Source organism: Paenibacillus sp. FSL H8-0280 (assembly GCF_045040665.1).
Taxonomy (GTDB): domain Bacteria; phylum Bacillota; class Bacilli; order Paenibacillales; family Paenibacillaceae; genus Paenibacillus; species Paenibacillus xylanexedens_A.
On the sequence record NZ_CP150296.1, the window covers coordinates 6,134,615 to 6,155,436 of the forward strand.

Below are 20,822 nucleotides of genomic sequence, written 5' to 3' on the forward strand. Positions count from 1 at the left end.
TGCAAGCAGAATGTTTACTCACTCGTTGTTCAGTTTTCAAAGATCAAACATTCAATTTAGTGCTATTTTTCATGTTGTCGTCGTTTCAGCGGCGACTTTTATAATATATCATGTTGAAGTTCTCTTTGCAAGCATTATTTTTTCGATTATTTTCAATCGCTTTATTTTCATGCTTGTTTCGGTGAACCGCTCCTAAAAAAGGAACGAAAATTAATTTACCATATGAAATTAGAAAGGTCAACCCTTTTTCGACAAAAAGTATGAACCCCTTAACAATTTCACATTCTCATGGTTCAGAGGTACAGCACCCGCTATGAAGAGCCGCACCTCACTTCCACTACTGTAAATCGAATATATGACTAGCTTCAGCATTATGGCTTCGACTTTTTCAGCTTCCCACCTCTTGCATACTTGGACAACTCTTTTGGCGGGGCAAAGCGTGCATACATGCGGAACACAGTCTTATATCGGCTCGCGATAGCATATTTGATCTCTTGGTCAAGACGATTATCACTTAGATCGAAAAGCATCTCATCTAATTCTTTACGCAGCACATAGTCTAGTTCCTTGCATTCCTTCTCGTTAAACAACATACCCAGCATTAGAGTTCTCCTTTTTGTGCATAGCCTCTTTATCACACTTACACAAGTTTCATGCAACACCCCGTGCATTCGCTTTTGTGGGTGCTGCTGGAACCCGTTTTATTGTTATGGTCAACTTTCTGAAAATTTATGAATGCCAACCAGCACAAAATTTTATCCTCTCACCAGAGTATACGTAAGTGTGCTTTCGATGATTGCTGCAACAAGAAGCAAGATGACAACCCAGAAGGATGCCGTTAACGTCCTATTCATGAATGCTCTCCACCGGGCGCCCATCATATTTCGCTTGTCACTTCCAAGTTGTGCAAGGCTTTTGATAACCAGACCACCAAACTTCAGTCCGAAGGCGCAAGCAATAATTATGACCGGAATCTCAATAATGCCATGCGGAAGTAAACCTTTAACCACAATATCATAGAAGCTTGCTCCATAATTCATCGTGGTGTGCACCACAAATCCAAGGACCATCCCATTGATCAGCAGGAAGATGACAGGCAGAATTCCGAAGAATATACCGGCATAGATGACAAGTACACTTTTGATGGCATTATTGAAAAAGATAAATAGAAAGAAGTTCCATTGCACATTGCCCCCCTGCTCCAGCCGTTCACTGACTTCACGTAATCCTCCGATTTGGTTCAACAACAGTTCTTCCAGTGGCCCTGTACTCACCCATCCTGCCCCTATACCAACAGCAAACAAAACTACGGACCAGATTAATGCACTGCGGATGGAACCAAGATCTTTAAGAAATGTACTGAATTTTAACATAATAACCTCCTGTAGAATCTAAAATGATGGACAAACAAGGATCAGTGACGAATAACTGGGCAGTACGAGCATACATTGGAGAGTAAACAAGCATTTCTTATGGGAGAGGGGCGCTTATTGAAATGAACTCGTTCTATGTATTTAGCGGCAAAAAGATTAAACGGTACCTGATTGTCCTCGTTGCTGCCATCTTTGCAATCGGTATTATCTATCTGGAGAGAGGCAATGTCTCCGTATTCTCGGAGGAAGCACCATCAGCCGTCTACAGCGTTCCAACCGAGAAGAAGGTAATCGCACTTACCTTTGACATTAGCTGGGGGGATAAACGGACAGAGCCGATTTTGAAAGTTCTTCAGGAGAATAAAGTGCAGAAGGCAACCTTTTTCCTTTCCTCCCCCTGGAGCAAGACACACCCCGAAATTGTTACTGCCATCAAAGAGGCAGGATATGAAATTGGCAGCCATGGTCACAGACATGAGAACTACAGCAGCCTGACTGAGGAAGAAATTCGCAAAGAAATTTCGACAGCTCATAGCATTTTAACCGATTTAACGGGAAAAGAACCGAAATTACTACGTCTGCCCAACGGGGACTTTGACAAACGAGTGCTTCAGGTAGCCAATAGTCTGAATTATCAGGTTGTGCAGTGGGATACCGACTCCTTGGATTGGAAAAACCCTGGTGTACAGACCATTGTTGATCGCGTGGTTAGTAAGGCACATCCAGGGGACATCGTACTGCTGCATGCAAGCGATTCTTCTAAACAAACTCATGAAGCACTCCCAGTCATTATCGACAAGTTGAAAAATCAGGGCTATGAATTTGTTACCGTGTCTGAGTTGCTCAACCACTCCAGTATGGAAGGTAAGGAAGTTCGTGACCAAGCCAGCGGTCAATGATTACTCAATTATGAGCTATAGCTCAATTAGGTGTGTAAAAGTTGAAAAGAGCTAACCAGGTTAGCTCTTTTTGGTATGTTTTTTATACAAAATAAATTCTATGCTCGGCTTTCTTTCAACTGTTCTGCCTTTCCACTTACACTCCGGTTCGTCGATACATCCACCAGCCTGTGCAATATCAGCATTTGGTATGCATTACATAGGAGCAAGGGAACCACAATAAATATGGTTGCAGCATTCACATCAATACGTAATACGCCGATCGTCTCCACTATGGTGACGGCAATCATGAAAAAGAGTGTAGGTACGAGCGCGGAGATATGAGTCAGCTTTACTTTAACGTAAGCGGTAACAATTGCAGCTGCCAAAATAATGATACCTAACACAATATCCGATATACGCTCCCGGTCTCCCCCAACAAACAAACGTAAAAACATCACGTCAAGCAGGGCTAACACCGTTAGTACAATCTGCACGATCTGCCAACCGCGCTTTGGAAATACACCTTTACCCATATAATTCAATATCAGATATGCAAAGAAACCCATTTGTGAATACACGCTGATCATAACCCCTGATCCAAATAGGATCAAAAGATACAGAAGAAAATCATTCAATCCATTTGTTTTCTCCCCGTTCACCAGCATCATAATCAATCCTGTACCTAATGCTCCCGCGGCCCCGATAAGCAAGGCTGTCCAAAACAGGAAAAACCATCTACGTAAATTCAAATGTTTTCCACCCCCGAGTGTTTATTTTACCAACCTTCTCAGCAAAAAACCATCATTGCTCAACATATTTCCCCCTTTCCCATCACATACTACATCCAGTATCTAATCAAGGAGGGATTGTACACATGAAACGGCCTTTGTGGCAGCTATGCTGTGTCGTACTGGGGCTATCCGTCATGCTTGCCGGCTGCGGTTCAGATCAGAGTTCTTCGCCTCCTCAGGGCAGTTATAAAGAGATGAAAACAATGGTTGTAGATATTTTGAAAAGTGACGAAGGCAAGAAAGCGGTGGAGGAAGCTCTTACAGGTCAAAGCTCATCCAGCGGAAGTAGCGGTTCTGAAGAAGGCGGCGGTTCGGGTGGTGCTTCGGGATCCATTGGTATGAAAATGTTAATGCCTGTGCAATCTTCGGAACAAATACGTATTGCAGTAAAAGATACCATTACAGCTCCCGAATATAAGAAGGAATTCGAAAAGATCATGACTGATCCGCAGTTTGCGGGTGAATTTGCCAAAGTGATCAACGCACAAAGTAAACAACTTCATATGCAATTGATTAAAGATCCCACATATCAAAAGTCTGTTGAAGACATCATGAAGTCACCTGAGGTATCCAAGATGTTCATGGATATGACGAAGACTCCGGATTATCGCAAACAGACCATGACTGTCATGCAGGAAGTGATGCAAAACCCGTTGTTTCGCATGGAAGTACTCACTTTGCTCAAGAAGGTAGTGCAGGAGGAATTGCAACCTAAAGTGGAAAGTGGCGGACAACAAGGGCAAGAGCAAGGCGGACAGCAAGACGGTCAGGGCCAAGGTGGCAGTGATGGCGGAGATGGTGGAAGCAGTGGAGATTCAGGCGGCGGATCATAAACAGCAGGTGTTAATACGCACCACAGATACTGAAAAGCCTGCATCCAAGTGGACGCAGGCTTTATTTGTATTTATAACACTCATACCATTAGAATTTGGATTCAATGGACCGGGCAACTTCATCGTAGATAGCCCCTATGCGGGAATCTGCTTTGTAAACAGAAGGTGAGAAATCAGGCTCGGACGGATGATTATCCGGCGTGCCTAATGGAATCTGGGCAAGCAAGCTTGTATGCAGACTTTCCGCAAGTCTTCCCCCGCCTCCACGACCAAAGACATAATCCTTCTCTCCGCAACTGCCACACTCATAGTAAGCCATATTCTCAACCACACCAAGTAACTCATGATCGGTCTGAATGGCCATCGCCCCCGCTCGTGCTGCGACAAAAGCTGCTGTTGCATGCGGCGTGGTAACGATGATTTCCTTGCTCTGTGGCAACATCTGATGCACATCCAAAGCAACATCTCCCGTACCTGGTGGCAAATCCAGTAATATATAATCCAATTCGCCCCACTGGACATCCGTAAAGAATTGACGCAGCATCCGACCTAGCATGGGTCCACGCCAGATTACCGGGTTGTTCTCCCGAATAAAGAAGCCCATCGACATGACTTTGACGCCAAAACGTTCAACCGGTTGAATAACACCATCTTCAACGACCGGATATTCTTCAATCCCCATCATGTCGGGTACACTGAAGCCATAGATATCCGCATCAATCAAGCCCACTTTCTTGCCTTGACGTGCCAAGGCTGCAGCGAGATTAACGGTTACCGTTGATTTACCAACGCCACCTTTACCACTGGCCACAGCAATAAAACGAACACCTGATTCAGGACTTAACAGCTCATGTCCATCCAGACCCGCTGCGTGACCTTTTACGAGCACTTCGTCCCGATCTGGCTCTTCATCGGGTTGTCCCATATTCAGGCTCTCACGATCATGCTCAGAAGCTGCACGTACACGAATATGTACATCTTTCAGTCCGTGCTGGGACAACAGATTACGCGCTGCATCACTCAAGGCTGTTGTATCCTCAGGTCGATTTTCCAGTGTCACTATGGTCAGAGCCACATGATTTTCTTTCACCATAATATCTCGAACCCATTCCAGTTCGGTCAGACTTACTCCCAATTGTGGTTCTTGTAATGGCTGTAATAGTTCAAGTATCTGTTCTTTTGATAACATCAGACAGCACCTCAGCTTTATCTATTGGCATGTAATTAGGTATGCTGATCCAATTATATCATTACCTTTCTTGTTCTGACTAACTTTTAGGCCGTTCTCCTGAGGAATATCTGAGAATTCCATTATAGATCGAAGCAGCTACCTTGCGTTGATAAGCTTCGTCGGCAAGCATACGTGCCTCCTCCGGATGAGAAAGGAAACCCACTTCTACCAGGGCTGAAGGGATCTTCAGAGCTTGTAACAGATAAACCGTATTCACCGTTTTGGCGATTCGATCTGTATTCTCCAGATTACGAACCATCTCTTGTTGAAGCAGATTGGCCAAACCTTCGTTATCCGGATGGTTAGTTGTATAGAAAACCTGAGCTCCACTCCATCGGTTGGACGGGACGCTGTTCATGTGAATGCTAATAAAGAGATCTGCTTGCTTATCCTCTATCCGCCGTACTCTTTGTTTCAGATCTTCCGTCTTGCGTTTGGAGTACCCCTTGGTGTCCGATTCCGCCAAATCAGTGTCTATTTCTCGTGTCATAACCACTAAGGCCCCTGCCTGCTGCAAATAATCTCTCACATACAGGGCGATAGACAGATTGATATCTTTTTCAATAACCCCCTGTTTACTTACCGCTCCTCCATCTGGACCTCCGTGCCCTGCATCAATGGCAATGACCTTACCTGCCATCGGCAAACTCCAATAACCTGACATCTTAGCGGAAGGCAGTTCATATGACATTACCGCCACTAACATGGCCAGCAGACAGAGACTCAGCATGACCCTTTTGATTGTTTTTAACCTAATCCAGACTACAAAGTGTTTCCCCATATTTTTACGCATAAAAAACCACCTCGTCCCTATAAATGACTCTAATCATCTATATGGGACAAGATGGACAAATATACCGCTAGGAGCGGACTTGCTCCGCCATTCCTTCAATCAGCACCTCAGCTACCTCAGGACGTGTAAATTCAGGTGGAGGGCACTGGCCGTCACGGAGCAACCCGCGTACTTTGGTGCCGGAAAGCGCCATATGATGTTCTTTGTCATGTGGGCAAGTTTTGCTGGATGCCATGTTTCCACATTTGGTACAGAAGAAACTATGTTCGAAGAACAACGGAGTGATCCCCAGTTCCTCTGCTGTAAAGTTAGTAAAGATCTCCTGTGCTTCATATGTTCCATAATAATCACCAACACCCGCATGGTCACGACCAACAATAAAGTGGGTACACCCGTAATTTTTGCGAACCATCGCATGGAAAATAGCTTCACGTGGACCGGCATACCGCATGGCTGCGGGGAACACACCAAGGAACGCACGATCAGCCGGGTAATAGTTCTCCAGTAATATCAGATAACTCTTCATCCGAACATCTGCGGGAACATCGTCGGACTTCGTCTCTCCAACAAGCGGATTCAGGAAGAGTGCGTCTACAATATCCATAGCGCTCTTCTGGATGTACTCATGAGCCTGGTGAACCGGATTACGTGTCTGAAAACCGACTACCGTCTTCCAACCCTTCTCCTGAAAAATCTTCCGGGTATCTGCAGGATCATAATAGAACTCTTCAAATTTCGGAGGTTTTGGACGGTTCAGAACTTGGATTGGACCTCCTACGTATGTTGCAGGGCGCTCCAAAAGTTTTTTCAACACCAGGGCGCTCGGGATCATCTGTTTTGAATACACGCCGGGCTTCTTCACCCTGATCCACCTGGTATATACTTTCGACTTCAAGCAATCCATAAGTGACTCCATCTTGATCACCAACAAGTTTCACACGTTCACCAATCTGGAGGGATGCGGCTTGTTTATCGTCAACAGCAAGTGTGATTGGTATACTTCAGGCTGTTCCATCGGCGAGACGCATGCGAGACACCACCGAAAGGTAATCTTCCTCATTCAAGAAACCTTCAAGTGGTGAGAATCACCCACACCAATCAGATCCAAATCTGATATCGTCCAGGTATTATAAGCAAAGAGGATAAGTTTTTACTGCCTTGCAACAATTGCTCCTGTTCTTTTCCTTGTACGATACGCTGAACCAGCGTACCTCCATGTGGCAGAATCGATGTCATCTTGTCAGTTCCTTGTGTATCTATTATTTATGAAGGCCACATTCCGTTTTATCATTACCAGACCAGCGTCCAGCACGAGGGTCCTCGCCAGGCATAACCTGACGTGTGCAATGCTCACAGCCAATACTCGGGTAGTTCTGATCATGTAGAGGATTATATACAACGTTATTGTCACGAATATATTGCCATACATCCTCCGTCGTCCAATGTGCAATCGGATTAAACTTCATCAGGCCAAATTTTGAATCATACTCAACCTTCTTGGAGTTTGCACGAGTTGGTGCTTGATCTCTGCGAATACCTGTAATCCATGCATCATACTGAGAAAGAATTCGTGTTAACGGTTCGACTTTGCGAATGTTACAGCACGCATTGGGATCAGACTTCCACAACTCTTCACCGTGTTGAGCTGCCTGCTCTTCCGGAGTAATCTTAGGTGACACGCGTACAAATTCAAGGTTGTAGTTCTCTTGCATTTTATCACGTGTTTCATATGTTTCTTTGAAGTGGAAATCAGTATCCAGATAAAAAATATCTGTGGATGGGCTGATCTTCTGCAACATATCTACAAGTACAACATCTTCCGCACCAAAGCTACAAGCAAAAGTGATATTAGGAAATGTTTCAATAGCATAACGAATAATATCCTCTGGACTAGCATGCTCCAGTTCCTCTGCCTTCGTCCGTGCCAATTCTTCTTTCTCCAACAAGTTCATCCGTGAATTTCCCCCATTCTGCATTCAATACATCTTAAAGCCGACTAATCTAATATGAATTATGTTTAGTATAAATCTTTCAATGCGGATGTCAATGCCTGCCATATGGTAAAATAAATCAGTTTTTGCCCATTTTTGATTGTCGCTCTAACACAATATTTTGGTTCAATTTATCCATTTCTCTGTTATTGAGATAAAAACAATGATGTTGGCCCAGGTCATTAGACAGGTAAAAATACATCTCTTAGCCTGGGAAACCATTTCTGTTACTGGGTTTGGACAGTTCTTGTCGTCAAAAATAACATCAAAAAAACACTGGGTGATTAAAGTTGAAGGAAGAAAAGCTAAAGTTTTAAAGGGAGCAGCGTTGCGAGTTTTAGCTGTTGATATGTAAGGGACTTTTATCTTTTCCATAAGAAATACTGATATGGTTTGCAATAAAGATTTAAGCGCAAAACAGTAAGCTGAGTACATTCAAGAAATCCGGCGCGAGTTCTAAACGATGATTCATATGAGCTGTTATAAAATGTGTGGTGAGCGATGCGTAAGAGCGTAAGAGCAAATCCAATGATCTAAAACGATTAGAGAGGTTCAGTACGATGTAGATGTATTAACGTACATATTATAGGACTGTATTGAGGTACATTAAGAGCACATTGAAAAGGCAATGAAGGAAAAATGCACAAGCATGGGGAGGGACATCAGAGCTATGAGAGCTATCGCATAAACTAATATAATAAATGCGTATTAGTCATGAATATATAAAAAAGCCTTTGACCGAGGCCAAAGGCTTTTAATATTAACGTTTGGAGAACTGAGGTGCGCGACGAGCCGCTTTAAGACCGTATTTTTTACGCTCTTTCATACGTGGGTCACGAGTCAGGAATCCTGCTTTTTTCAGGGATGCACGGTATTCCGGATCTGCTTTGAGCAGAGCGCGGGAGATACCATGACGGATTGCGCCGGCTTGACCGGAGATTCCGCCACCATGAGCAATAACAAGAACGTCATAGTTGTTGAGCGTTTCTGTCAAGTTCAGTGGTTGTTTTACGATCAGTTTGAGTGTTTCCAAACCGAAGTATTCATTAATATCACGTTTATTGATGACAATGCGTCCTTCACCCGGTACAAGGCGAACACGTGCTACCGAATGTTTACGACGACCTGTCCCATAGTATTGTACTTGTGCCATGAAACTGTCCTCCTTTTAATTAACCGCGAAGTTCGTAAACTTCTGGTTTTTGTGCTGCATGTGGATGCTCAGTGCCTCTGTACGCTTTAAGTCTCAACTTCATTTTCTCGCCCATGCGAGTTTTAGGAAGCATACCGCGAACAGCCAATTCCAACATACGCTCAGGTTTGTTTTTAACCATCTCTTCAGCTGTAGTTACTTTCAAACCACCTGGGTGCATTGAGTGACGGTAGTATTTTTTACCTTGCATTTTCTTACCAGTCAATACGATTTTCTCAGCATTGATGATAACAACGAAATCGCCAGTGTCCACATGTGGAGTGAATTGTGGCTTGTGTTTGCCGCGAATCAAAGCTGCTGCTTCGCTCGCCAAACGTCCGAGGGTTTTGCCTTCAGCATCAATGATGTGCCATTGGCGCTCAACTTCGTTAGGCTTCGCCATGTACGTAGTACGCATGAAAAGTTCCTCCTTAAAATGTTCAAAATCATCATTTTCATTTATCTTCGTTCGTTAAGTTATAACTTTAGGTGTTGATGGATTGTAAATTTGATGTGAACCTCTTAATTGGGGCTGTGGGAAAGCCATTAAGAAAACACAACTTTTATATTACATGATAGGCGATTAAATCGCAAGTGTTAATTAAGCTTTTCACTCACCAAATTTAATCTTTTTTGTATTCAAGATCCCAGAGCATTAAACCGCAGCTAACTGCAGTAGGTCCTGCAGCAGATCGATTACATGCAGCAATCATATTTGGTACATCAGAGGCTTTCCGTTTGCCCTCTCCGATCTCCAGCAGTGTCCCTACAATGATACGAACCATATGCTGCAAAAAGCCGTTACCACTCACATAAATGTGAATGACACCCTGATCGCGCGGATGGTCTCTGCACATTGATCGGTCCACTTCCATCCATGCTTCATACACCGAACGGACATGATTCTCTTTCTGAGACTTGCGTGAAGCAAAAGAAGTGAAATCATACGTCCCTATGAAATGTCGTAAGCCCTCCTGCATTGCCATAATATCAAGCTTCGCATGATGATGATATTGCAGTCTTCTGTTGAATACATCCGGAAATTGATTCGCATTGACTGTATAACGATACGTTTTCTTTTTCGCTGCATAGCGAGAATGAAAATCAGCCGAAACTTCAATCGCATCAATAACGACAATATCGGAGGGTAATCTGGAGTTGAGTGCAATACACCAACGTTCAATCGGGATCTGGGACTCCGTAGGAAAATTGAAGATTTGTCTGCGGGCGTGAACACCTGCATCTGTTCGGCCTGAACCTGTAATTTTAACCTTCTCACCGGTTAAAGCACGAATCGCATCTTCAAGATGATCCTGAATGGTATTCCCACCCGGCTGTACTTGAAAGCCGTAATAGGCAGTGCCATCATAAGTTAACGTCATACATAAGTTCCGCATTATTACCACACCTTTGTTCCATACTAATACATATCCCTATCCCGAACAGCAAAAGAAGCCCCTTACGGAGCTTCTATTACAGCACGAATTCCGAAATGAAGAGAAAAAAAGGGTTAATCCAGAATCGTTGATTCTGTCCCCTTTCCTCATCTCATCTGTTTTACGCGCGGTCTACCAGTTCCAAGTAAACCATTGGCGCTGCGTCACCACGACGAGGTCCCAGTTTCAGGATACGAGTGTATCCACCTGGACGCTCAGCGTAACGACCGGACAATTCGCTAAACAGTTTTTGGATTGCATCTTGCTCACCATCGATAGTTTCGCGGCGAACATAAGCTGCCACTTGGCGACGGGCATGAAGATCTCCCTTTTTCGCTTTAGTGATCAGTTTTTCAGCAATAGAGCGAACCTCTTTTGCTTTCGCTTCAGTTGTCTGAATGCGTTCGTATAAGAACAGGTCGGTTACCAGGTCACGGAACAAAGCTTTACGTGCGCTGGAATTACGGCCCAACTTTTGGTATGCCATTGTTTTCCCTCCTTCACTTCAAGCACTCGGCTGTCTATTCTTCTGTACGGAGTCCCAAACCAAGTTCCTCAAGCTTCTCTTGAACTTCTTCCAAAGACTTGCGTCCGAGGTTACGGACTTTCATCATGTCTTCTTCCGTTTTCGTAGTCAGCTCTTGCACGGTATTAATACCGGCACGTTTGAGGCAGTTGTAGGAACGAACAGAGAGATCCAGCTCTTCGATCGTCATTTCGAGTACTTTTTCTTTTTTGTCTTCTTCTTTTTCGACCATGATTTCTGCATCTTTCGCTTCGTCTGTAAGACCCACGAAGAGCATCAAATGCTCAGTCAAAATTTTAGCGCCGAGGCTTACAGCCTCTTCAGGACGAATACTTCCATCAGTCCAAACTTCCAACGTGAGCTTGTCATAGTTGGTCACTTGACCGACACGCGTATTTTCCACAGCGTAGTTAACGCGACTGATCGGGGTGAAGATGGAATCGACTGGGATGACGCCGATCGGCTGGTCATCGCGTTTATTCCGATCTGCCTGGACGTAGCCGCGACCGCGATTGGCAAAAATACGCATGTGAAGTCTCGAACCTGGTCCGAGCGTAGCAATGTGCAAATCCGGGTTAAGGATTTCCACATCGGAGTCAGCACGGATATCTCCAGCCGTAATTGCTCCTTCGCCTTCAGCATCAATCTCGAGCACTTTCTCCTCGTCTGAATGAATCTTAAGCGACAAAGCTTTCAGGTTAAGAATAACCTCCGTTACATCTTCCATTACGCCAGGAACTGTAGCAAATTCATGCAGAACGCCATCGATTTGAACCGAAGACACTGCCGCACCCGGCAGTGAAGAGAGCAAGATTCGGCGAAGCGAGTTTCCAAGCGTCGTACCGTATCCGCGCTCAAGCGGTTCTACTACGAATTTCCCATAGGTGCCATCATCGTTGACGTCTACCGTCTCAATTTTCGGCTTTTCGATTTCAATCACTGCAATACCCCTCCTTCAAAACGTCGGTCCTCTATGAAACATTTACCTTCTCTTGCGAAAACATGTAGTAGTATGCCTAAACAACCATTATTAGCAGATTGTGCCGGAAATATACCACACGCAGGGGCAAATCTCATTAGACACGACGACGTTTTGGAGGACGGCATCCGTTATGCGGGACTGGAGTTACGTCTTTGATCAGGTTAACTTCAAGACCAGCAGCTTGCAAAGAGCGGATCGCTGCTTCACGGCCTGCGCCTGGTCCTTTAACCATAACCTCAACGGCTTTCATCCCATGTTCCATTGCAGCTTTGGCAGCAGTCTCAGCAGCCATTTGTGCAGCAAACGGAGTCGATTTACGGGAACCTCTGAATCCGAGGCCGCCGGAGCTTGCCCACGAAATTGCGTTTCCGTGAGGATCCGTAATAGTAACGATAGTGTTATTGAAAGTGGAACGGATATGCGCCACGCCAGATTCAATATTCTTACGGTCACGACGTTTAGTACGTACGACTTTTTTCGGTTTAGCCATTTTCTCTTATCCCCCCTTATTATTTCTTCTTGTTCGCTACTGTACGACGAGGACCTTTACGAGTACGAGCATTCGTTTTCGTACGTTGTCCACGAACAGGCAGACCACGACGATGACGAACTCCACGGTAACAACCGATCTCCGTCAAACGTTTAATATTCAAAGAGATTTCTCGACGCAGGTCACCTTCTACTTTGACCTCTTTATCGATACTTTCACGCAATTTGCTGACTTCATCTTCCGTCAAATCACGAACACGAGTGTCCGGATTGATGCCTGTTGTGCTCAGAATTTTCTGGGAAGTCGTTTTACCGATTCCGAAAATATAAGTCAAGGCGATCTCAACGCGCTTATCACGTGGCAAATCCACACCAGATATACGTGCCATTTTACGCTACACCCCCTTCTTTAACCTTGTTTTTGTTTGTGTTTCGGATTTTCACAGATAACCATAACATTCCCTTTGCGGCGAATGACTTTGCACTTTTCGCAAATCGGCTTGACCGAAGGTCTTACCTTCATGTGAATTACCTCCTCAAAGTTTTGCTAAGCAAAACCCTCTTCGTAAGCATTGACCTTGTTCTACTATTGTAAAACCGGCTTCGAAGCTTTCGCAAGTTTTGCCGGGCAAAACCCGCTACATAAGCTTCACAGTTCATTGCAACTGTCTACTACTATTTACGGTAAGTTATGCGACCTTTTGTTAAATCATAAGGCGACAACTGAACAACTACTTTGTCTCCAGTCAGGATACGGATAAAGTGCATCCGCAGTTTTCCGGAAACGTGAGCGAGAATTTGATGACCGTTCTCAAGCTCAACCTTGAATGTTGCATTCGGTAGCGGTTCGAGAACCGTACCTTCCACTTCAATGACATCTTCCTTAGCCATTAGTCAGTCTCCTTTCTCTTCAGCTTGAATGTTGGTGGATTCCAGAAATGAATGAACCGCGTAACGGAGCTTTCCATTTGTCACCCGACCACTCTCGTTTAAACTGTTCACAACCTCGCTGCTAATCATGGGCTGGAGCTCAAGATGAAGAATATTCTTCTTCTTTGGTTGATCAAACTTACGTTTGTCTCCATCCGCAATATATACGAACTTACCGTCCGCTATAGCAACAATTACTGCGGCTTGGTCCGCATTGCGGCCTTTACGGATCTTCACAAGTTGACCGAGCTGCGGATTAGACTGACTGTTCATGCCTCATCACCTACGCATTCAGTTTCGTGAAAATTTCCATACCATCTGGTGTAACTGCTACGGTGTGTTCAAAGTGGGCACATAACTTACCATCAACCGTGACGACAGTCCAGTTATCTTCCAACGTTTTCACATACCGTCTACCTACGTTAACCATCGGCTCTATGGCCAGCACCATGCCCGCTTTAAGCCGTGGTCCCCGATCGGGAAGACCATAGTTCGGAATCTGTGGTTCTTCGTGCAGATCTGCGCCTATGCCGTGACCGACATATTCACGAACTACGGAGAACCCTTCATCTTCAATATATTTCTGAATTGCATGAGATATTGTAAACAAGCGAACGTCCGGTTTTACCAGCGCCAGACCTGCGTATAACGAAGCCTCGGTAACGTCCAGAAGACGACGGGCTTCTTCGGAAATACGGCCGACCGGATAAGTCCAGGCGGAATCTCCATGATACCCCTGGTACTGCGCGCCAATGTCAAACGTAACGATATCGCCCTCGTTCAACTTGCGTTTGCCGGGAAATCCATGTACCAACTCTTCATTGACTGAAGCGCACACACTGGCAGGGAAACCGTTATAACCTTTGAAAGACGGCACAGCTCCTTGACTGCGGATATATTGATCAGCCATATGGTCAAGTTCTCCAGTCGTAATACCGGGAGCGATATGCTCTGCCAAGAGACGATGCGTTTCCGCAACAATTCTCCCTGCTTCCCTCATCAAGCCCAGTTCCGTTTCGGACTTACCAATGATCATCAATTAACCTCTCAGTAAGGACACGATTTCTTGAGAAACTTGATCGATATCCTGTTCTCCGTTCATTTGACGAAGAAGACCTTTAGTCTCATAGAACGTGAGGAGTGGTGCTGTTTTGTTGATATACTCGTCCAGTCGTGTACCTACACTCTCTTCATTATCATCAGAGCGTTGATACAACTCACCAGCGCATTTATCACAAATACCTTCCTGCTTAGGCGGATTGAATACCACATGATAAGTGGAACCACAGTTTTTACAAATTCGACGACCCGTCAAACGAGCGAGCAATTTGTTGCGATCCACTTTCAGGTTGATTACATGATCGAGACCTGAGTTCAATCGATCCAGAATGCCATCGAGCGCTTCTGCTTGCGAAAGGGTTCTTGGAAATCCGTCCAAGAGGAAACCTTCTCTGCAGTCAGGCTGCTGCAAACGTTCTTCAACGATGCCAATGGTTACATCATCTGGTACAAGCAATCCTTGATCCATATATTCCTTGGCTTTCATGCCAATGGGAGTTCCCTGTTTGATCGCTAGACGAAATGCATCGCCTGTTGAAATATGGGGAATACCGAACTCTTTCACGATGACGTCTGCTTGCGTTCCTTTTCCTGCCCCCGGAGGGCCCATGAATAGGATGTTCACGTTATGTCACTCCCTCCAAGACTACCCTACATCAACAAACAGCACAATAGGTGCCGGCAAGTAAATCTTCACTCGACCGGTACCTATTGCCTATTTATTGATAAAACCTTTGTAGTGGCGTTTGATCAATTGGCTTTCGATTTGCTTCATCGTATCCAGCGCAACACCGATAACGATCAGGAGGGATGTTCCTCCAATTTGCGCAGATTGAGGCAAACCAGAAAGTGCCCCTAAGAATACAGGCAGAACGGAAATGACTGCCAAGAAGATGGCTCCGGCCATTGTCAAACGAGTCATGACACGGGTCAGATATTTCTCGGTTGCTTTACCCGGGCGAATGCCTGGGATGTAACCGCCGTTCTTTTTCATATTGTCAGCCATCTGCTGTGGATTCATCTGTACAAAAGTATAGAAGAATGTGAAACCGAAGATCATCACGACATACAACAACATACCAAGAGGTTTGTGTGTAGTCAGATTCTGTCCGATCCACTGTGCCCAGAGGCGATCTGCCCAGAAGTTGGCGATGATCGTTGGGAACATCAACAGCGATGAAGCAAAGATGACAGGGATAACACCTGCTGCATTAATTTTCAGCGGGATATGTGTATTCTGTCCACCGTACATTTTGTTACCTACGACACGCTTAGCGTACTGTACCGGAATCTTCCGAATCGCCTGCTGAATGTAAATGACCCCTATGATGATCAACACAATAACAATTGCGATGATAACACCTTTAAGAATATTCATAAACAGTTGGTCAGGTTGAATGAAGTCAGACTCGATCGTTTGTTTGATAATGTTAGGCACCGTAGATAGGATACCCGCAAAGATCAAGATCGAAATCCCGTTTCCTATGCCCTTCTCGGTGATCTGCTCACCAAGCCACATCAGGAATGAAGTACCGGCCGTAAGTACAATCGCGATCAAGATATAATCTGCAAATGTAGCGTTAGGAACCATCTCTGTATTGTACAAGCGGTTGAATCCGATCGACGTACCAAACGCTTGAATCAATGCCAGCCCGATGGTTAAATAACGGGTCAACTGTGCAGATTTCTTCTTACCTTGTTCACCTTGCTTTGCCCACTCCGCTAATTTAGGAATAACGTCCATGGAAAGCAACTGTACTATGATAGACGCAGTGATGTAAGGCACGATCCCGAGCGCAAATATCGAGAACTGGAAGAGCGCTCCACCCGAGAACGTATTGAGAAGTCCAAAAACTTCTTTACCCGCAGAATTTGTCGCTTCGAACACATCTTTGTTAACTCCCGGCACGGGGACAAAGGAGCCGATGCGGTAAATGATCAGTACAAAAAGGGTAAATAATACCCTTTTGCGCAGATCTTCAACCCGCCAGATATTCTTTAGGGTCTTGAACATTAAATCACCTCAGTTGTACCGCCGGCAGCTTCAATTTTCTCAATAGCAGATTGAGAAAACTTGTTAGCTTTAACAGTCAGCTTCACAGTGACATCACCGTTACCCAGGATTTTGATTCCGGATTTAGCGTTTTTAACTACGCCATTCGTCATCAAGAATTCTGGAGTTACTTCAGTACCCGCAGCAAAACTGTTCAGGTCTTCAGTATTCACAACTGCATATTCTTTGCGAGTTGGGTTTACAAAACCACGTTTTGGCAAGCGACGATACAATGGATTTTGTCCACCTTCGAAGCCTGGACGAACTCCACCGCCAGAACGAGAATTTTGTCCTTTGTGACCGCGACCTGATGTTTTACCTGTACCACTACTTGGACCGCGACCAAGACGTTTACGTTCTTTGCGGGATCCAGGAGATGGTGAAAGCTCATGTAACTTCATCGTTCGTTGCACCTCCTTAAAGATTTGTGGGATTAACCCGTTATTAAGCTTCTACTTCTTTAACAGCAACCAAGTGGCTTACTTTGTTAATCATACCACGGATGGCAGGATTATCGTTTTGTACCACTTTGCTATTGATTTTGCGCAAACCCAATGTTTTCACAGTTGTTCTTTGCGTCTCCGGACGTCCGATCAAGCTGCGGACGAGGGTAATTTCTAATTTAGCCATGAGAATTCCCTCCTTAACCCAGAAGCTCTTCGACGGATTTTCCGCGCAGTTTAGCCACGTCTTCAGCACGCTTCAAACGGGACAAACCTTCCAAAGTCGCATTGACCATGTTCATGGAATTCGAAGAACCCAGAGATTTTGTCAAAATGTCACCTACACCAGCAAGTTCGAGAACCGCACGTACAGGACCACCAGCGATAACACCAGTACCTTCAGATGCTGGTTTCAACAGCACGCGTCCTGCGCCGAACTTACCTGTTACCAAGTGAGGAATCGATGTTCCTACGAGTGGAACGTGTACAAGGTTTTTCTTAGCGTCTTCAATACCTTTGCGAATTGCATCAGGTACTTCGCCCGCTTTACCGATACCAGCTCCAACCCAGCCGTTGCCGTCGCCGACTACAACCAGTGCGCTAAAGCTGAAACGGCGTCCGCCTTTTACTACTTTAGCTACGCGATTAATATTTACAACTCTTTCAGTCAGTTCCAAAGTATTCGGATCTACACGCAAGTCGTTAACCTCCTTTTGAAAAATATCTTAAAACTCAAGTCCTGCTTCACGAGCCGCTTCAGCCAATGCTGCGATACGACCATGGTACAGATAACCGCTACGGTCAAATACGATGTTGGAAACACCTTTGTCTTTAGCACGTTTAGCAACGAGTTCGCCAACTTTACGAGCTGATTCAACAGATGCACCATTTTTGATGTCAGTGCTCAGTTCTTTGTCTACAGTAGACGCAGAAGCGATTGTTACACCAGCAACATCATCGATGATTTGAGCATACATATGTTTACCAGAACGGAATACGTTCAAACGAGGACGTGCTGCCGTTCCTTGGATTTTCTTACGAACACGAAGGTGTCTTTTCAGACGAGCCTTATTTTTATCTGGTTTCGTAATCATCTCAAAGATTCACTCCTTTCAGGTTACCTCGCTGGCTTCAAGGCAGAAGCCACGGGGTATATTAGAAACACACGAAGCAAGCAAGCCGAAAGCCGCGCAAAGGCGGTAAGAGAAATCTTATTTCTTCTTACCGGCTTTACCTTCCTTACGGATGATACGCTCGCCTTCATATTTAATACCTTTACCTTTGTATGGCTCAGGTTCACGTACGGAACGGATTTTAGCAGCGTAAGCACCTACACGCTCTTTGTCAATTCCGCGAACGATGATTTTTGTATTCGAAGGTACTTCGAATTCGATTCCCGCTTCCGGTGTAATTTCAACCGGGTGAGAGTAACCAACGTTCAGAACGATTTTATCTCCGGATTTGCTTGCACGATATCCGACCCCAACCAATTCCAGAGATTTCGCGAATCCTTCAGTAACGCCGCTCACCATATTGTTTACAACGCTACGCGTTGTGCCGTGCAAAGAACGGTGAGTTTTGTTATCGGAAGGACGCACAACTGTGATTTCGTTATTTTCAACTGTAACCTTCATGTCTTTATGAAGCTCACGAGTCAAAGTTCCTTTAGGTCCTTTTACCGTAATAACGGTGTTGTCCAGGGTGATGTCTACACCACTTGGTACTGTGATTGGTTTGCGACCAATACGAGACATATGTTGCACCTCCTATCTTGTGACGTTATATTACCAAACGTAGCAAACGACTTCTCCGCCGGATTTCGATTGACGAGCTTCTTTGTCCGTCATGATACCTTTAGATGTCGAGATGATCGCGATTCCCAGGCCACCAAGTACACGAGGTACTTCGTTGCTTTTCGTGTAAACACGAAGACCAGGTTTACTGATTCTTTTCAGACCAGTGATAACGCGTTCGTTATTTTGACCGTATTTCAGGAAAACACGGATAATCCCTTGTTTGTTATCATCGATAACTTCAGCGTCACGGATGAAACCTTCACGCTTCAGGATATCGGCGATTTGTTTTTTCATTGTCGAAGCAGGCATTTCTACCGTTTCGTGACGAACAGTGTTCGCGTTACGAATACGAGTAAGCATATCTGCAATTGGATCAGACATAGTCATTGTGAGTTAACCTCCTTCCCGTTCAGGACTTTTTACCAGCTTGCTTTTTTCACGCCAGGGATCTGGCCTTTATAAGCTAATTCACGGAAACAAATTCTGCAAATTTTGAACTTTTGCAGGACCGAATGTGGACGTCCGCAACGCTCACAGCGTGTATATGCACGTACTTTAAACTTAGGTGTACGTTGTTGTTTAACTTTCATCGAAGTTTTTGCCACTTAGCCTGACACCTCCTAAATAATTTCGGAGAAAAGGGAGTCTTTCCAGACACCCGGAAACGTTATGCCAACATTACTTAACGAAAGGCATTCCCATTTGCGTGAGCAATTCGCGGGACTCTTCGTCTGTTTTCGCCGTTGTTACGATGACAATATCCATACCGCGGACTTTATCAACTTTATCATACTCGATCTCTGGGAAGATCAGTTGCTCTTTCAGACCCAGTGTGTAGTTACCACGTCCATCGAAAGCTTTACTCGATACACCGCGGAAGTCGCGGACACGAGGAAGCGTTACGTTGAGCAATTTATCTAGGAAGTAGTACATACGCTCACCGCGTAATGTTACTTTCACACCGATAGGCATATTCTCACGCAGTTTGAAACCTGCGATAGATTTTTTAGCACGAGTGATTACAGGTTTTTGACCTGCGATCAGTTGCAAATCGTTTACTGCAGAATCCAACACTTTAGAGTTTTGGACAGCGTCGCCCACACCCATGTTGATAACGATTTTCTCGATTTTCGGCACTTGCATTACCGTTGTATAGTTAAACTTCTGCATCAAAGCAGGAGCGATTTCTTGCAGGTAACGTTCTTTCATTCTTGATGCCATGAATCATAGCCCTCCTTTCTCATTCGGTTCAATTAGTCGATAATTTCTCCGGAACGTTTAGCAACGCGCACTTTCTTACCGTTATCCAAAACTTTGTAACCTACACGGGTTACTTTTCCGCTCTTCGGATCGATGTGCATTACGTTGGAAACGTGAATCGGAGCTTCCTTCTCGATAATGCCGCCTTGCGGATTTTGCTGGTTAGGCTTCTGGTGTTTTTTCACCATGTTAACACCTTCCACAAGGACGCGGTTCTCACGAGGATAAGCAGCGATGACACGGCCTTTTTTACCTTTGTCTTTACCGCTGATCACCATAACCGTATCTTCCTTTTTAACGTGAAGTTTGTTGTTATGGGATTCCAGAACTTTTTTCACTCTTGGCATTTCGTACACCTCCTGTTTCTAACATCACGAGATTAAGCTTTAGATAACTTCTGGAGCCAAGGAAACGATTTTCATGAAGTCTTTATCGCGAAGTTCGCGAGCAACTGGTCCGAAAATACGTGTTCCACGTGGGCTTCTGTCGTCTTTTACAACAACCGCTGCATTTTCATCAAAACCGATGTAGGAACCGTCTTTACGACGTACAGAACGTTTCGTACGAACGACAACCGCTCTAACTACATCACCTTTTTTGACAACGCCGCCTGGTGTTGCTTGTTTAACAGAACAAACGATCAGATCACCGATTTGAGCTGTACGACGTCCCGTACCGCCGAGTACGCGGATACACATCAGTTCCTTCGCACCGGAGTTGTCGGCCACAGTCAAACGTGTAAATGGTTGAATCATTTAGTATT

At 44.9% G+C, this 20,822-nt stretch carries 32 protein-coding genes and 1 pseudogene; 3 read left to right on the forward strand and 30 right to left on the reverse strand.

The genetic code is table 11. The features are described from left to right. Window positions 1-371 precede the first annotated feature (371 nt). Both MHI12_RS26725 and MHI12_RS26730 read right to left on the reverse strand, forming a co-directional pair. Complete coding sequence (locus MHI12_RS26725) at window positions 372-602, reverse strand: hypothetical protein (protein WP_017692114.1); 231 nt, start codon at window positions 600-602, stop codon at window positions 372-374. Between the two features lie 153 nt (window positions 603-755). Continuing rightward, window positions 756-1,373 carry a stage II sporulation protein M gene (locus MHI12_RS26730; protein ID WP_405170788.1) on the reverse strand — a complete coding sequence of 206 codons (618 nt, stop codon included), beginning with the start codon at window positions 1,371-1,373 and terminating at the stop codon, window positions 756-758. A gap of 122 nt (window positions 1,374-1,495) precedes the next feature. Here MHI12_RS26730 and pdaB point away from each other — a divergent pair, with 122 nt between their 5' ends. Beyond that, on the forward strand, window positions 1,496-2,272 hold the full coding sequence (gene pdaB / locus MHI12_RS26735; RefSeq protein WP_405170789.1) for a polysaccharide deacetylase family sporulation protein PdaB: 777 nt from the start codon (window positions 1,496-1,498) through the stop codon (window positions 2,270-2,272). A 98-nt stretch (window positions 2,273-2,370) separates the two neighbouring features. On the opposite strand, the gene MHI12_RS26740 is transcribed toward pdaB, so the two are convergent. Beyond that, window positions 2,371-3,003 carry a KinB-signaling pathway activation protein gene (locus MHI12_RS26740; RefSeq protein WP_047841115.1) on the reverse strand — a complete coding sequence of 211 codons (633 nt, stop codon included), beginning with the start codon at window positions 3,001-3,003 and terminating at the stop codon, window positions 2,371-2,373. A 125-nt stretch (window positions 3,004-3,128) separates the two neighbouring features. Here MHI12_RS26740 and gerD point away from each other — a divergent pair, with 125 nt between their 5' ends. Further along, on the forward strand, window positions 3,129-3,878 hold the full coding sequence (gene gerD, locus MHI12_RS26745) for a spore germination lipoprotein GerD (RefSeq protein WP_338588643.1): 750 nt from the start codon (window positions 3,129-3,131) through the stop codon (window positions 3,876-3,878). An 88-nt stretch (window positions 3,879-3,966) separates the two neighbouring features. Here gerD and MHI12_RS26750 read toward each other — a convergent pair whose 3' ends face one another. From MHI12_RS26750 to MHI12_RS26765, 4 genes and pseudogenes are all read right to left on the reverse strand, one after another. Continuing rightward, the gene (locus MHI12_RS26750) at window positions 3,967-5,067 is read right to left on the reverse strand and encodes a P-loop NTPase (protein WP_405170790.1); all 1,101 of its coding nucleotides are present in this window, start codon (window positions 5,065-5,067) and stop codon (window positions 3,967-3,969) included. Window positions 5,068-5,146: 79 nt separating this feature from the next. Continuing rightward, window positions 5,147-5,902 (reverse strand): N-acetylmuramoyl-L-alanine amidase CwlD, encoded by a 756-nt coding sequence (cwlD, locus tag MHI12_RS26755; RefSeq protein ID WP_405170791.1) that lies wholly within the window; start codon window positions 5,900-5,902, stop codon window positions 5,147-5,149. A 67-nt stretch (window positions 5,903-5,969) separates the two neighbouring features. Next, window positions 5,970-7,138: pseudogene (gene sat / locus MHI12_RS26760) on the reverse strand (sulfate adenylyltransferase). A gap of 23 nt (window positions 7,139-7,161) precedes the next feature. Continuing rightward, a complete protein-coding gene (locus MHI12_RS26765; protein ID WP_091039173.1) occupies window positions 7,162-7,854 on the reverse strand; it encodes a phosphoadenylyl-sulfate reductase in 693 nt (230 codons plus the stop codon). Window positions 7,855-8,056: 202 nt separating this feature from the next. On the opposite strand from MHI12_RS26765, the gene MHI12_RS26770 reads away from it, so the two are divergent. Further along, a complete protein-coding gene (locus MHI12_RS26770; RefSeq protein ID WP_405170792.1) occupies window positions 8,057-8,248 on the forward strand; it encodes a hypothetical protein in 192 nt (63 codons plus the stop codon). Window positions 8,249-8,653: 405 nt separating this feature from the next. On the opposite strand, the gene rpsI is transcribed toward MHI12_RS26770, so the two are convergent. From rpsI to rplN, 23 genes are all read right to left on the reverse strand, one after another. Further along, the gene (gene rpsI / locus MHI12_RS26775) at window positions 8,654-9,046 is read right to left on the reverse strand and encodes a 30S ribosomal protein S9 (protein ID WP_017692105.1); all 393 of its coding nucleotides are present in this window, start codon (window positions 9,044-9,046) and stop codon (window positions 8,654-8,656) included. A gap of 19 nt (window positions 9,047-9,065) precedes the next feature. Continuing rightward, window positions 9,066-9,503 (reverse strand): 50S ribosomal protein L13, encoded by a 438-nt coding sequence (gene rplM / locus MHI12_RS26780; protein WP_024633564.1) that lies wholly within the window; start codon window positions 9,501-9,503, stop codon window positions 9,066-9,068. Window positions 9,504-9,708: 205 nt separating this feature from the next. Further along, the gene (gene truA / locus MHI12_RS26785) at window positions 9,709-10,482 is read right to left on the reverse strand and encodes a tRNA pseudouridine(38-40) synthase TruA (protein WP_076216861.1); all 774 of its coding nucleotides are present in this window, start codon (window positions 10,480-10,482) and stop codon (window positions 9,709-9,711) included. Between the two features lie 160 nt (window positions 10,483-10,642). Next, the gene (gene rplQ, locus MHI12_RS26790) at window positions 10,643-11,008 is read right to left on the reverse strand and encodes a 50S ribosomal protein L17 (RefSeq protein WP_017692102.1); all 366 of its coding nucleotides are present in this window, start codon (window positions 11,006-11,008) and stop codon (window positions 10,643-10,645) included. A gap of 34 nt (window positions 11,009-11,042) precedes the next feature. Next, entirely contained in the window at window positions 11,043-11,987 is a 945-nt protein-coding gene (locus tag MHI12_RS26795) for a DNA-directed RNA polymerase subunit alpha (RefSeq protein ID WP_017692101.1), read from the reverse strand. Between the two features lie 136 nt (window positions 11,988-12,123). Continuing rightward, window positions 12,124-12,519, reverse strand: a complete 396-nt coding sequence (gene rpsK / locus MHI12_RS26800) for a 30S ribosomal protein S11 (RefSeq protein WP_017692100.1) — start codon at window positions 12,517-12,519, stop codon at window positions 12,124-12,126. Between the two features lie 19 nt (window positions 12,520-12,538). Then, window positions 12,539-12,907 (reverse strand): 30S ribosomal protein S13, encoded by a 369-nt coding sequence (gene rpsM, locus MHI12_RS26805; protein ID WP_036607200.1) that lies wholly within the window; start codon window positions 12,905-12,907, stop codon window positions 12,539-12,541. A 20-nt stretch (window positions 12,908-12,927) separates the two neighbouring features. Next, window positions 12,928-13,041: a 50S ribosomal protein L36 gene (rpmJ, locus tag MHI12_RS26810; protein ID WP_003333770.1), complete on the reverse strand. Its 114-nt coding sequence runs from the start codon at window positions 13,039-13,041 to the stop codon at window positions 12,928-12,930. 152 nt (window positions 13,042-13,193) lie between these two features. Next, window positions 13,194-13,409: a translation initiation factor IF-1 gene (infA, locus tag MHI12_RS26815; RefSeq protein ID WP_017692098.1), complete on the reverse strand. Its 216-nt coding sequence runs from the start codon at window positions 13,407-13,409 to the stop codon at window positions 13,194-13,196. Window positions 13,410-13,412: 3 nt separating this feature from the next. Further along, entirely contained in the window at window positions 13,413-13,721 is a 309-nt protein-coding gene (locus MHI12_RS26820) for a KOW domain-containing RNA-binding protein (RefSeq protein ID WP_341009099.1), read from the reverse strand. 10 nt (window positions 13,722-13,731) lie between these two features. Continuing rightward, complete coding sequence (gene map, locus MHI12_RS26825) at window positions 13,732-14,484, reverse strand: type I methionyl aminopeptidase (RefSeq protein ID WP_036607191.1); 753 nt, start codon at window positions 14,482-14,484, stop codon at window positions 13,732-13,734. Window positions 14,485-14,487: 3 nt separating this feature from the next. Beyond that, the gene (locus MHI12_RS26830; protein ID WP_036607188.1) at window positions 14,488-15,132 is read right to left on the reverse strand and encodes an adenylate kinase; all 645 of its coding nucleotides are present in this window, start codon (window positions 15,130-15,132) and stop codon (window positions 14,488-14,490) included. Between the two features lie 90 nt (window positions 15,133-15,222). Beyond that, window positions 15,223-16,521: a preprotein translocase subunit SecY gene (gene secY / locus MHI12_RS26835; RefSeq protein ID WP_047841120.1), complete on the reverse strand. Its 1,299-nt coding sequence runs from the start codon at window positions 16,519-16,521 to the stop codon at window positions 15,223-15,225. Next, window positions 16,521-16,961 carry a 50S ribosomal protein L15 gene (gene rplO, locus MHI12_RS26840; protein WP_017692093.1) on the reverse strand — a complete coding sequence of 147 codons (441 nt, stop codon included), beginning with the start codon at window positions 16,959-16,961 and terminating at the stop codon, window positions 16,521-16,523. The genes secY and rplO overlap by 1 nt, the downstream gene beginning before the upstream one ends. A gap of 43 nt (window positions 16,962-17,004) precedes the next feature. Continuing rightward, window positions 17,005-17,190: a 50S ribosomal protein L30 gene (gene rpmD, locus MHI12_RS26845; RefSeq protein ID WP_017692092.1), complete on the reverse strand. Its 186-nt coding sequence runs from the start codon at window positions 17,188-17,190 to the stop codon at window positions 17,005-17,007. A gap of 13 nt (window positions 17,191-17,203) precedes the next feature. Beyond that, on the reverse strand, window positions 17,204-17,701 hold the full coding sequence (rpsE, locus tag MHI12_RS26850; protein WP_017692091.1) for a 30S ribosomal protein S5: 498 nt from the start codon (window positions 17,699-17,701) through the stop codon (window positions 17,204-17,206). Between the two features lie 27 nt (window positions 17,702-17,728). Continuing rightward, entirely contained in the window at window positions 17,729-18,097 is a 369-nt protein-coding gene (rplR, locus tag MHI12_RS26855) for a 50S ribosomal protein L18 (protein WP_017692090.1), read from the reverse strand. A gap of 117 nt (window positions 18,098-18,214) precedes the next feature. Continuing rightward, entirely contained in the window at window positions 18,215-18,757 is a 543-nt protein-coding gene (gene rplF / locus MHI12_RS26860) for a 50S ribosomal protein L6 (RefSeq protein WP_017692089.1), read from the reverse strand. 30 nt (window positions 18,758-18,787) lie between these two features. After that, on the reverse strand, window positions 18,788-19,186 hold the full coding sequence (gene rpsH / locus MHI12_RS26865; RefSeq protein ID WP_017692088.1) for a 30S ribosomal protein S8: 399 nt from the start codon (window positions 19,184-19,186) through the stop codon (window positions 18,788-18,790). A gap of 32 nt (window positions 19,187-19,218) precedes the next feature. Beyond that, window positions 19,219-19,404 carry a type Z 30S ribosomal protein S14 gene (locus MHI12_RS26870; RefSeq protein WP_013312154.1) on the reverse strand — a complete coding sequence of 62 codons (186 nt, stop codon included), beginning with the start codon at window positions 19,402-19,404 and terminating at the stop codon, window positions 19,219-19,221. A gap of 73 nt (window positions 19,405-19,477) precedes the next feature. Then, window positions 19,478-20,020: a 50S ribosomal protein L5 gene (rplE, locus tag MHI12_RS26875; RefSeq protein WP_047841121.1), complete on the reverse strand. Its 543-nt coding sequence runs from the start codon at window positions 20,018-20,020 to the stop codon at window positions 19,478-19,480. Between the two features lie 32 nt (window positions 20,021-20,052). Next, window positions 20,053-20,406, reverse strand: a complete 354-nt coding sequence (rplX, locus tag MHI12_RS26880; protein WP_017692086.1) for a 50S ribosomal protein L24 — start codon at window positions 20,404-20,406, stop codon at window positions 20,053-20,055. Between the two features lie 39 nt (window positions 20,407-20,445). Then, window positions 20,446-20,814, reverse strand: coding sequence for a 50S ribosomal protein L14 (gene rplN, locus MHI12_RS26885; RefSeq protein ID WP_017692085.1), 369 nt, complete (start codon window positions 20,812-20,814; stop codon window positions 20,446-20,448). Window positions 20,815-20,822: the final 8 nt, after the last annotated feature.